Source organism: Tessaracoccus bendigoensis DSM 12906, from assembly GCF_900141915.1.
GTDB lineage: Bacteria > Actinomycetota > Actinomycetes > Propionibacteriales > Propionibacteriaceae > Arachnia > Arachnia bendigoensis.
In genome coordinates, this window is sequence record NZ_FQZG01000101.1 from 1 (window position 1) to 10,718 (window position 10,718).

Consider the following 10,718-nt stretch of genomic DNA (forward strand, 5'->3'; position numbering starts at 1 on the left):
GTCTGGTGTCGAGGATCGGCCACTGCCTGCCCGGGTCGTGGCGCCGTCCGGCCCGACGCGTCGTCCTGTCCGACGCTCCGTCGGGACTCCCTGCCGACGCGCCCCGGCGCGGTGCCCGAGGATCGGCCAGTGGTCGATTTTGGTCCGTCTGGTGTCGAGAATTGGCCACTGCCTGCTTGGTGGTGGCGTCGTCCCGCCTGACGCGCTTCGCGCGACCCGCGAGTATCGACCAGTGGTCGATTTTGATCTGTCCGGTGACGAGGATGGGCCATACCCCCGACCGCCCGACAGCCCCCGACGTGACCGGCTGGACGGACGGCGCCCCGACGGCACTAGAATAGGGCGCGGCCCGGAAACGGGACCAGCCGGAGTGGTGGAATTGGTAGACACGCAGGATTTAGGTTCCTGTGCCTTCGGGCGTGAGGGTTCAAGTCCCTTCTTCGGTACCTCGCAATGTAGCTCTGACTATGTGTTGTTGCTTTCGGATTCCCTCACATGGGCCGCAGGGCGGAGACGCGCGCGGCAGTTGGCCAAACTACTGAACGTGCCAGCGAATGAGGGTGACGAACGCTGGTTCGTCCACCAGCGATCGAGCGCGGACTTCTGGTTCATGGCAACGCCCGATGCCGGAGGCAACCACGACGGTTCTTGGGATCCTCCGCGACTATAAAGACTCAGAACCAGCTGACATCAGGAGGGCACGACGGCCGCTCGCGCCCTTCTGAATGTGGTATCACAGTGGTATCATCATGACCATGGCTATGACGCTCCGGCTGGACCCCGATGACGAAAAGGCTCTTGCCCTGCTCGCCGAGGCAGAAGGGGTGAGCAAGCAGGAGGCCACCGTGCGCGCCATCCGGGAGGCTGCCGCACGACGGGTCCGTGAGGACAGAGTGCGGCAGCTTTCCGCGGCAGCTCGGGGCCGCTACGCCGATCTTCTTGACCGGTTGGGCAAGTGATCGAGTACCTCACGCTCGAAGATGTCTTGTCATTGGTCGAGGACCTCAGAGTTGGCCCAGTGCGCGACGTCGGACTGCTCGACTCCGCGGTCCACCGCCCTCGTGTGAGCGTCTTCGGCCGGGACGCGTATCCCACCCTTGACGAGAAGGCCGCGGTGTTGCTGGAATCGCTGGTTGGTAACCATGCCCTGGTCGACGGGAACAAGCGCCTTGGTTGGCTGTCGCTGGTGGTGTTCTACGGACTCAATGGGATCGTCTTGGAGGCGCCGGACGACGACGCCTACGAGCTGGTGATCGCGGTTGCCAGCGGAACCACGCCCTACCAAGAAGTATCCATTCGCCTCGCGTCCTGGCACTGACCATCAGTGGCATCTCATCCGAAGTTCCATGGCGGGCAAGAAGCATGGGCCGAGCCCGTTCGTGGGATCAGACTGGACCAGAGCTGTATCGCAACTCCCAAGGAGTCATGATTGTTTTCCTGTGTTTCCGAATTCATGCTCGGGATCCTGCAGTTCGAACGATGACGAGTTCCACAGCGAGCCGTTGATCGGCGTCCGCCTTGGCGTGGGTGTAGCGCATGGTCATACTCACCGTCGCGTGTCCGAGGCGCTGCATGGTCACCGGCGTTGGGGCGCTGATGTCTGCGGCCAACGAGGCATGGGTGTGGGGGAGCACGTGGGCGGTGGCGTCGGGGCGCCCGATGGATTCCGCTGCCATGGGGACTTACTACTGCCTCCATGAGGAGGCGGATCGTATTCAAGTGCTCAGGGGGCAAAAGGTGTGACTAATACCGGGGGCAAGGTTGTAAGTCCAAGTGCTCACCTGGACGGCCGCGCTCAGGTCGTTGATGACTCACTGGCCGGATTTGCTCTTGGCTGGTGACACCTTGCTCGTGACGTTGAGAGTGCCTTCCACCTGACACCTTCGGGTAGTGCTCCCTGGTACTTACTGCCGCGGACAACCCAGAGTTCGATCGCACAAGCACGGTGCACGACACCTCACATAGCTTCGTGTAGCTCCTAGCGCCCGCTGCTCCACTTCAGCCAAACAGCGTTCGTGTCGGGCCAGGGGGCTGGTGTCGACACGAAGCCTTCTCGTTGGTAGAAGCCGCGCACACGTTCGTTGGTGGCGTCGAACTCGGTAATTAGGTCACCGCCATGAACCCGAGCCCGTTCCTTCGCTGCCTCAACCAGAGCACGCCCGACTCCCATGTGCTGCATGTCTGGCAGAACGTACAGCTTCCACATGACAAGGTCAGGTGCGTTGAGCTCCTCAACATGCGTCATCCCAATGATCGTTCCATCAGAGGACTCCGCGACGTCGATGGCCCCATTTTCGATAGCAGCCAAGGTCACCTGTGCGTTCCAATACTCGTCGAGCCCATCTACGACGTACGCAGTACCGTTGATGGGACCATACGTCGCTGGCCAGGTGACAAACCCCACAAACCTCACGTCGTGCACGTCAGTAGGCAGCGCTGGACGAACTTTGAATGTCATGATTCCATGATCGCATCACCGACAGGCGTGAGGCGGACCCTGGAGCGCATCAGGGGGCCGTTTGACTCCAACAGGGTCTTCAGGCTGTCTGGACTGTTCTCGTTTTAGTAGACACGGGTTCATGGCGCGAGCTCGTAGATGTGCCCGTGCAATTGGGTGCGACGGGCCCTGGTCCCGATGAGGCTCCACTAGCGTACGTTGAGGGATGGGAATGCCTTATGTAACCCGTACCCAAAGGCTGTTCACAAGGGATTGTTCCCTGGAAGAGGGACGCTGAGTTCAAGTCCCTTCTTCGATTCTGGTTCAAGGCGTTTGAATGGGCAACGCGCAAGGCATCACCCCTCGGGAACCAACTCCGCGAAACCATGGAAACCGGGTGTGGTCGCCAGATCTGGTAGCTCGAGTTGGACCGACGTGCCGCCCCCGCTGTATCCGGAGTTGAGGGTTTCGGTGCCGCAGGCGATCGTGGCCCTGGACAGTTCCACGTCGTCGACGAGCAACGCGTACGTCATCTCCCTGGCTCCCGTGCAGGCCGCGTGGACCAGATACGGCGTCTCCTCGGCACCCACCCCGACGGTCGACTCGACGCTCCCGTCGCGTGCCACGATCCTGGCGACGGCGTCGTCCTGCATTGCGGGCAGGGCCGAGGCGACCTCGGGAGACTCGCGCCCTGAGGGCATCACGGATGCCGGGGACGCCGGAGAAGCGGACTGCCCCGACCCAGACGGCGAACCGGTCGACTCGGCCGCGGGGGAGCAGGCGGCCAACGGCGTCAGACAGGCGAGCGTGAACAGCGCCGCGCGGTGCGTGGGTCTCATGGGGGCTCCTCAGATGTATGGGTCCAGGTCAACTTAAGCGACGACGTCAGCTCCGCTCGACCTCACGCGCCGCAGAACCCCCAGGGGATTCAAAGATCACCGCCGACCGATGTCGCGACCTACCCAGGCTGGTCGGTCCACCGCTCGTCGACCTGGACGGCGGTCAGCGTGCCTGCGCTGAGGCTGGCCAGCGACACCTCCAACTCACCCACACAAACAGACGGCACCGCCACGCTGATGTGGGCCCGGTCCGACCACTCGACCCCGTCGACGACGACCTGTTCGCCCGACGGCAGCACCAGGCCCCTCAGCTGGTCTTCGACGGCGCCGGCCGACGCGAAGTCGACGTCGATCCGCAGGACCCGGCTAGGCCGCACCCGCCTCGTGCCGACTGCGGCGACGGCCTGCGCGACGGCGTCGGTGTAGGCGCGCACCAGGCCGCCCGCGCCCAGCTTGATCCCGCCGAAGTAGCGCGTCACGACGGCGACGACGTCGGTCAGCTGGTTGTGTTGCAGCGCCGTCAGCATCGGGATCCCGGCGGTGCCTGCCGGTTCGCCGTCGTCCGAGCTACGCGCGATGCGCCCGTCGGGCCCGAGGATGAACGCCGAGCAGTGATGCCTGGCGTCGAACATGGCCGACCGGCGTTCCTCGACGACGGCCCTCGCGGCCTCCTCTGTCGAGACCCGCCGGATCCGAGTCAAGAAACGCGACCGCTTGATCTCCAACTCGACATCCGCCCCCTCGCCGAGGGCGGCGTCGATGGTGAGGAAGGCGTCAGACACCGAGCTCGCGGCGGAGCTTTGCCACGTGCCCCGTCGCCTTGACGTTGTACTGCGCGACCCGGATGGTGCCGTTGCCTTCGCCGTCGACGTCGATCACGAAGGTGGAGCGCAGCACGCCCTCGATCTCCTTGCCGTACAGCTTGCGGGGGCCGTAGGCGCCGTAGGCGTTGAGCACGTCCTTGGCCGGGTCGGCCAGCAGGGTGAAGGAGATGTTGGAGTGCGACGTGAACTTGGCGAGCTTCTCGACGGTGTCGGGTGAGCAGCCGAGCACCTGGTAGTCGGCGCCCTGGAACGCGGGCATGGCTTCGGAGAAGTCGACGGCCTGGGTGGTGCAACCCGGCGTCATCGCGGCCGGATAGAAGTAGAGGATGACGGTGCGGCCGGCGAAGTCGGACAGGGATACGTCGTTGCCGTTCTGGTCCGGAAGGGTGAAGGCGGGGGCGGGCGTGCCGGTCGTCAATCGTGCGGTCATGGGGGCCAGTGTAGTGGTGGTGTCGCGTCCGATCGTGGCGCGATTTCTGGCGCGAATCGCCAGGGATGAATAGGGTGGGTGGCAAGCGCACTAAGGAGACACATGATGGCATCCCGAACCGTCGAGCAGCTGCAGGCCGACCTGGCGGCCAACCGTAAGCAGATGACCGGTTCCATCAACGACCTCGCCGAGTCGCTCACGCCGCAGAACCTCGCCCGCGAGAGCGCCGAGCAGGTCAAGCAGTTTGCCAAGACCGAGTTCGAGGCCGTGACCCTGCCGCTCCGCGAAGAAGACGGCTCCTGGAAACTCAACAAGCTCCTGCTCGTGGGCGGCGCCGTGCTCGGCGTCATCGTCTTCGCCGTCACGCTGAACTCCGTGGCGCAGCGCCGGGTGATCACGTCCGCCCAGCGGCGGGCGATCGAGAAGTGAGCCAACCGGGCCTGCCCATCAGGATGCTGCACGACCGCGTCCTCGTCGACGTCGACGCAGCGGCTGGCGAGCGGCGCAGCACGAGCGGCATCCTGATCCCCGCGACCGTGCAGCTCGGACGGCGGCTCACCTGGGCGAAGGTGGTTGCGGTCGGCCCCAATGTGCGCGCCGTCGAACCGGAGGACAGGGTGCTTTTCGACCCGGAGGAGCGGGCCGAGGTCGAGCTTCAGGCCAAGGTCTACGTGCTGCTCAGGGAGCGCGACATTCACGCCGTCGCCTCTGACAGCGTGGCCGACGGCGGCACCGGGCTCTACCTTTAGGAGGCTGTGATGGGCAGGGTTGTCGTCGTGGGGTCGATCAACGTCGATCTTCATCTGAGGTTGGATCGCCATGTGCTGCCTGGTGAGACGCTGTTGGCGACCGGGGGCGACTTCTCCCCGGGCGGCAAGGGCGCGAACCAGGCCTGTGCCGCGGCCCTCGCCGGGGGTGAGACGTTCATGCTCGGCGCGATCGGTGACGATGCCCCCTCATCGGTGGCGCTGTCGCACCTTGGTCGTGCCGGGGTAGACCTGACGCAGCTTCGACGGCTGCCCGGCCCGACGGGGCTGGCCGTCGTCAGCGTCGACGCAGACGGCGAGAACACCGTCGTCGTCGTGCCTGGCGCCAACGCTTTGGTCACGCCGGAGAACGTGCACGGTTGGGGCGAGCTGATCGGTTCGGCCGCTGTTGTGGTCCTGCAGGGGGAGATCCCAGCGGAGAGCAGCCTCGTCGCGGCACGGCTGACCAAAGGTCGGCTGGTGCTGAACCTCGCGCCGGCGATCGCGGTGTCGCCCGAGTTGTTGCTGGCGGCCGACCCGTTGGTGGTGAACGAGCATGAGGGCGCTGCGGCGCTCGTCCAGCTTGGCGGCCGGGAGCTGGAGGATCCTGCAGCCATCGTGAGGGGTCTTCGTGAGGCGGGGGTCGCCACGGTCGTGATGACGGTCGGGGCGGCCGGCTCGCTGGTCGCCGAAGGCGTCGGGGTCGAGGTGGTGGCGTCTCCTAAGGTCCATGCCGTAGACACCGTCGGGGCCGGTGACGCGCTCTGCGGGGCACTCGCGGCGAGGCTGGCGGACGGGGCCTCGCTGCAAGAAGCGGCTGGGTATGCCAGCCGGTTTGCCGCTTACACCGTCCAGTTTGAGGGTGCGCAGTCGTCGTACCCGGCGCCGGGAACGCGGTTGCCGTCTGTTTGACGGTTGGGCCCGGTGGCTATTCGGACGTGAAGTCGTGGCTCCGGGGCGATCCGGGGGCCGATGAACGCCCTCCAGGCGGCCTGGTTCGGGTCTCTGAGCCTCAGGCGTCGTCCGGTTCGCGTCCTCCGACTGAAGCGAAGTCGGTCAGCACACCGCGCACCACCGCCCCCGGATCTGCGGCAGCCATGATCGCCCTGACCATGGCTACCCCGGCGACCCCGGTTCGGCTTAGGACGGCGACATCGGCCGGGGTGACGTCACCGATCGCCACGATGGGCAGTGAACTGGCCTTGACCAGTTCCGGGTATCCGGCGACGCCAAGCGGCACCCTTCCCGAATCCTTCGTCGGAGTGGGACGAAACGGCCCCGCCCCCAGGTAGTCGATGACGTCGGCGTCGCGCTGGGCGGCGCGGACCAGCGCCAGGCTGCCGGTGGTGAACCCGACGACTGCCTCTGGCCCGAGCATCAGCCTCGCGTCCCGCACGGGCAGGTCGGTCTCGCCCAGGTGTACGCCATGCACGGCCGCCCCCCGGTTCATCGCGGCGAGTGCGACGTCGACCCGGTCGTCGACGACGAGGCAGGTTGCGGGGTTCGCCTCCGTGACGGCCTCGGCGACCCGCAGAACGAAGGCGAGCAAGTCGCGTGTCGACAGGGTCTTCGCCCTCACTTGTATGATCCCGGCACCGGCAGCGGCGGCCTTCGCCGCTGCGGTTACCGTCTCCTCGCCGACGCCTGAGGTCACCACGTAGCACCTGAGGTCCAGTTCGCGTCTGGTCACTTGCCCACCTCGTCCAGTGCATCGATCAGGGTGACCCGGAAGGACCCAGGGCGCGTGGCGCGGCTGGCGGCCAGCTCTCCTGCCGTGTCGAGCCACCGGGTGGCTGCCAACGCCGCCGACCAGGGGTCGGTGACGACGACACAGGCGGCGCACAGCGCCCCGAGCAGGCATCCGGTGCCGGTCAGCCGGGGGAGCAGAGGGCTCCCCGCGTCGACTTCGGTGTGCCGGTCGACGTCGACGACGAGGTCGATCGCGCCCGAGACCGCCACGATGGCGCCGCACCGTAGCGCGAGCGATCTCGCAGCCTCCAGCGCATCTCGCGGCATGGCTGTGGAATCGGCCCCCCGCCCGCCGCTGCCTCGGCCGGCCAACGCAAGGATCTCTGAGGCGTTGCCTCGGATTATGGCGGGGCGCTGGTCCAGGAGTTCTCCAGCGAGGGCGGTGCGCACCGGGGCCACGCCGACGGCCGTCGGATCGAGCACCCACGGGTGCCCATCCTCGACGGCGGCGGAAACGGTCGCAGGGATGCCTTGCGTGCCGTCGGTCGACAAGGTGCCGAGGTTGATCAGGAGCGAGTCTGCGATCCGGGTCATCGTCGGGGCCTCCTGTGCCGTCTCGGTCATCATGGGTCGTGCACCGGCCGAGAGTAGAGCATCGGCGACGAGGCTCATCGACACGGTGGCCGTGAGGCAATGCACGAGGGGGGCCGCATCTCGTACGCGACCGGCGACCTCGGTCCAGGGGGTCGTCATCGCGTCACCGCCAGTGCGACGGTATCCAGGTCTGCGTCGATCTCACGCGGCGACAACGCCGGGCCGAGCGAGGCTCCGAGGACGACCAGTGCGCCGCCGAGCGCGATGAGCGCCATGACTGCCACCTGCCGTCCCATCGCCTCCTCAAGAAACGGTAGGTAGAACGGATAGAGGGCGGGAAGAACTATGGAGAGGCTGTAGCCCATGCCGTAGCCGGTGGATCTGACGGCTGTGACGAAGCGTTCGGACAGGTAGGCCGCGATAGGCCCGTAGGCGGCGACCGTGACTACCTGGAGGAGGGCTGCAAGCCCGGCCGCGGCGGCGGGTGTGGCGCTGTGGACCAGGCCCCACCACACGAGTGGGCCGATGCAGGCGGCGATCAGGCCCCAGCAGACGAGGAGCCGACGCCTGCCCAGCCGGGTCGACAGGTGGCCGGCCAATGCCATGAAGACCGCCTGCGCCATCGCCGCCGTCCCGGTGGCCAATGCGGATTCGGACGCTTCGAGGCCGACGTCGGTGACCAGCCGCCCAGGGAGGACGAGCACCGTCATGTTGGTCAGTATCCAAAGACCCGTCATCAGGGTGAACACCTGCCAGAAGGCCCGGCGGTGGTGGCCGGTGAGCATCTCGCGCGCCCCGGTCCTGGTGCGGGGCTGCTGGCTGTTGCGGTGGTAGATCGGTGCATCCGTGACCCGGGACCGGTAGTAGAGCAGCATGCCGAGCGAGGCCAGGGCACCGCATACGAACAGGGCCCGCCAGCCCCACTGCGCGTAGCGCTGGGAGCCGAGCCAGACAAGCAGCCCGGCAGTGGCGAATGAGATCGTCGCCTGCGCCCACGGTGCCATGGACAAGATGAGCCCGGAGAGCAGGCCGCGGCGGCGCGAGACGGACCATTCCATGGCAAGGGGAATCGCGGCTGAGTACTCGCCGGCCACGAACACGCCGCCGGCGAACCGGAGGACCAGGATGAGCACCATCGCTGCCGACCCGATGGCCAGGTAGGTGGGCATGAAGGCGATGCCGAGGGCGCAGAGCGCTGTCCCGGCGATTGCGATGTTCGTGGTGCGGGTCCGCCCGAGCCGGTCGCTGATTTGCCCGAAGACCACGCCGCCGATCGGTCGGCCCAGCAGCATGGCGATGACCACCAGTGCTCCTGAGCTGGCCGAGGCGTGTGGCCCGGCCACGCTGGCAAGGGCGGGAATCAGCGCAAAGGCGGGCAGGAAGACGTGGACGTTGTCGATGAAGTTCCCCACCACGCCGGCCCGCAGCGCGGAGCGCCCGGCCTTTGGCAAGGTATCTGCGGGAGGTGATTTCGTGCTCTGTGCACGGGTCGTGTCGGTCATTCAGACATTCCCTTCGCTAGTCCTAGCTAGATCAGGTTCCACGGGTGTGATCTCAGCGCCTTGTGGCGCACCCCGTGTCCGTGCGGGCGATTGTGCCAGACGGCGCCGACGTGTGGGTCGCCGGGGCCGCCGAAGTCTGCGACCGCCAAACCTGGCATCGCGCACGACATCGCCGGGTCCCGCGTGCCCAACCGTCGGTGGATCACCCACGGCAGGGCGCGGCGCCGCTAGCATGACCCCACTACCCCAAACGACGAGCGGGAAGGACCGCAATGGAGCGAGAGACGCTGGCCCAGCGCACCGGATTCGAGGGGACCCTCACGGAGTACCTCGACGTCATGATCGAGCAGGTTCGCAGGCAGGTGGGCGACCGCAAGGTGTTGTGCGCCCTCAGCGGCGGCGTCGACAGCTCGGTGTGTGCCGCGCTCGTCCACAAGGCGGTGGGGAACCAGCTGACGTGCCTCTTCGTGGACCACGGCCTCATGCGTCAAGGCGAGCCTGAGATGGTGGACGAGCTGTTCGGCCGCCACTTCGGCATGGCCCTGATCAGCGTCGACGCCGCCGACCGGTTCTACGCCAAGCTCGCCGAGGTCGAAGACCCAGAGGCGAAGCGCATGATCATCGGCGAGGAGTTCATCCGCGTGTTCGAGGAGGAGGCACGCCAGCTCGGCGAGACCAACTTTCTTGTGCAGGGCACCATCTATCCCGACATCATCGAGAGCAACTCCGCAAACGGCGTGGTGAAGTCCCACCACAACGTGGGTGGCCTGCCCGAGGACATGGATTTCGAGCTCGTCGAGCCGGTGCGCTACCTCTTCAAGGACGAGGTGCGCGTGGTGGGCGAGGCGCTCGGGCTCCCGCACGAGTTGGTGTGGCGTCAGCCCTTCCCAGGGCCGGGCCTGGGCGTCCGCGTCATCGGGGCGGTCACGCCCGAGAAGGTGCGAATGGTGCGCGAGTCCGATGCGATCTTCCGGGAGGAGATCGCGCTGGCCGGGCTCGAGGGCCAGATCTGGCAGTACTTCACCGTCTGCCCCGGCGTCCGCTCGACGGGCGTGGTGGCCGGACGCCGTACCTACGGCGAGGCCATCGTGCTGCGGGCCGTCCACAGCACCGACGCGATGGCCGCAGAAGTGGCCGACCTGCCCCACGACCTCCTGAGGCGCATCACTTTGCGCATCACGGCGGAGGTGGACGGCGTCAACCGGGTCATGTATGACACCACGCCGAAGCCCCCGGGCACCATCGAGTGGGAGTAGTGACACTGCGGGGGCTGGTTTCCTGACCAGTGCCGAGAGTTTGGTTCCTTTTGGGAGCGCGACGGGGGGAGTGCAAGGGCGAGATCGCCGAGTTGTACGGTTCGTCGCTGCAGAAAGTCCAACAGACGATCGCCCGCGTGCTGGCAGACAGTGAAGTCGACGAGCCAACTATTAACTCTGAGTTGATAGTTCGAACCGATGGAACCCCGGCAGGGGTGCGGCGCGAGGTGAAGGTGTACAACCTCGACATGGTCTTGGCGGTCGGTTACCGATCGACTTCCCCGCGCGTAGTGCAGTTCCGGCAGTGGGCCACCGGCGTGCCCAGGGAGCACCTGGTCAAGGGCTTCGCCATGGATGATGACAAGCTCAGGGCCTCGGACGGATGGGACTACTTAAACCAT

At 66.5% G+C, this 10,718-nt stretch carries 15 protein-coding genes, 1 tRNA gene and 1 riboswitch; of the genes, 8 read left to right on the plus strand and 8 right to left on the minus strand.

Annotated features, from left to right (window positions below):
- The first annotated feature begins 364 nt into the window (after nt 1–364).
- The 3 genes from BUC15_RS17550 to BUC15_RS17560 all read left to right on the plus strand — a co-directional run bounded on the left by BUC15_RS17550 (nt 365) and on the right by BUC15_RS17560 (nt 1,318).
- Nucleotides 365–446, plus strand: a tRNA-Leu gene (locus tag BUC15_RS17550).
- 309 nt (nt 447–755) lie between these two features.
- A complete protein-coding gene (locus BUC15_RS17555) occupies nt 756–959 on the plus strand; it encodes a CopG family transcriptional regulator (protein ID WP_073191038.1) in 204 nt (67 codons plus the stop codon).
- Nucleotides 956–1,318: a type II toxin-antitoxin system death-on-curing family toxin gene (locus BUC15_RS17560; RefSeq protein ID WP_073191014.1), complete on the plus strand. Its 363-nt coding sequence runs from the start codon at nt 956–958 to the stop codon at nt 1,316–1,318. Before BUC15_RS17555 ends, BUC15_RS17560 begins: the two co-directional genes overlap by 4 nt.
- 133 nt (nt 1,319–1,451) lie before the next feature.
- Here the strand turns inward: BUC15_RS17560 and BUC15_RS17565 are convergent, their stop codons facing one another.
- The 5 genes from BUC15_RS17565 to BUC15_RS17585 all read right to left on the minus strand — a co-directional run bounded on the left by BUC15_RS17565 (nt 1,452) and on the right by BUC15_RS17585 (nt 4,530).
- Nucleotides 1,452–1,676, minus strand: a complete 225-nt coding sequence (locus tag BUC15_RS17565; protein ID WP_073191016.1) for a tyrosine-type recombinase/integrase — start codon at nt 1,674–1,676, stop codon at nt 1,452–1,454.
- Nucleotides 1,677–1,978: 302 nt separating this feature from the next.
- Nucleotides 1,979–2,458, minus strand: a complete 480-nt coding sequence (locus tag BUC15_RS17570; RefSeq protein ID WP_073191019.1) for a GNAT family N-acetyltransferase — start codon at nt 2,456–2,458, stop codon at nt 1,979–1,981.
- Between the two features lie 335 nt (nt 2,459–2,793).
- Nucleotides 2,794–3,276 carry a hypothetical protein gene (locus BUC15_RS17575; RefSeq protein WP_073191021.1) on the minus strand — a complete coding sequence of 161 codons (483 nt, stop codon included), beginning with the start codon at nt 3,274–3,276 and terminating at the stop codon, nt 2,794–2,796.
- A gap of 119 nt (nt 3,277–3,395) precedes the next feature.
- Nucleotides 3,396–4,058, minus strand: coding sequence for an IMPACT family protein (locus BUC15_RS17580; RefSeq protein ID WP_175558398.1), 663 nt, complete (start codon nt 4,056–4,058; stop codon nt 3,396–3,398).
- Nucleotides 4,051–4,530, minus strand: coding sequence for a peroxiredoxin (locus BUC15_RS17585; RefSeq protein ID WP_073191023.1), 480 nt, complete (start codon nt 4,528–4,530; stop codon nt 4,051–4,053). The genes BUC15_RS17580 and BUC15_RS17585 overlap by 8 nt, the downstream gene beginning before the upstream one ends.
- Before the next feature lie 105 nt (nt 4,531–4,635).
- On the opposite strand from BUC15_RS17585, the gene BUC15_RS17590 reads away from it, so the two are divergent.
- From BUC15_RS17590 to BUC15_RS17600, 3 genes are read left to right on the plus strand one after another with little or no spacing between them, the layout of a single operon-like run.
- A complete protein-coding gene (locus BUC15_RS17590; RefSeq protein ID WP_175558399.1) occupies nt 4,636–4,959 on the plus strand; it encodes a DUF3618 domain-containing protein in 324 nt (107 codons plus the stop codon).
- Nucleotides 4,960–4,982: 23 nt separating this feature from the next.
- Complete coding sequence (locus BUC15_RS17595; RefSeq protein WP_073191028.1) at nt 4,983–5,279, plus strand: GroES family chaperonin; 297 nt, start codon at nt 4,983–4,985, stop codon at nt 5,277–5,279.
- Nucleotides 5,280–5,288: 9 nt separating this feature from the next.
- Entirely contained in the window at nt 5,289–6,188 is a 900-nt protein-coding gene (locus BUC15_RS17600) for a ribokinase (RefSeq protein WP_073191030.1), read from the plus strand.
- 100 nt (nt 6,189–6,288) lie between these two features.
- Here BUC15_RS17600 and BUC15_RS17605 read toward each other — a convergent pair whose 3' ends face one another.
- The 3 genes from BUC15_RS17605 to BUC15_RS17615 all read right to left on the minus strand — a co-directional run bounded on the left by BUC15_RS17605 (nt 6,289) and on the right by BUC15_RS17615 (nt 9,061).
- A complete protein-coding gene (locus BUC15_RS17605; protein ID WP_245788035.1) occupies nt 6,289–6,966 on the minus strand; it encodes a thiamine phosphate synthase in 678 nt (225 codons plus the stop codon).
- Nucleotides 6,963–7,718, minus strand: a complete 756-nt coding sequence (thiM, locus tag BUC15_RS17610; RefSeq protein ID WP_073191032.1) for a hydroxyethylthiazole kinase — start codon at nt 7,716–7,718, stop codon at nt 6,963–6,965. The genes BUC15_RS17605 and thiM overlap by 4 nt, the downstream gene beginning before the upstream one ends.
- Nucleotides 7,715–9,061: an MFS transporter gene (locus BUC15_RS17615; protein WP_073191034.1), complete on the minus strand. Its 1,347-nt coding sequence runs from the start codon at nt 9,059–9,061 to the stop codon at nt 7,715–7,717. The genes thiM and BUC15_RS17615 overlap by 4 nt, the downstream gene beginning before the upstream one ends.
- Nucleotides 9,052–9,146: riboswitch (TPP riboswitch) on the minus strand. Its footprint overlaps the gene before it by 10 nt.
- Nucleotides 9,147–9,333: 187 nt before the next feature.
- Here BUC15_RS17615 and guaA point away from each other — a divergent pair.
- Together guaA and rhuM are read left to right on the plus strand one after the other, a co-directional pair.
- Nucleotides 9,334–10,317: a glutamine-hydrolyzing GMP synthase gene (guaA, locus tag BUC15_RS17620; protein ID WP_073191036.1), complete on the plus strand. Its 984-nt coding sequence runs from the start codon at nt 9,334–9,336 to the stop codon at nt 10,315–10,317.
- Nucleotides 10,318–10,454: 137 nt separating this feature from the next.
- Nucleotides 10,455–10,718 (plus strand): RhuM family protein (rhuM, locus tag BUC15_RS20570; RefSeq protein WP_483887636.1); only part of this gene is annotated, 264 nt, incomplete at its 3' end.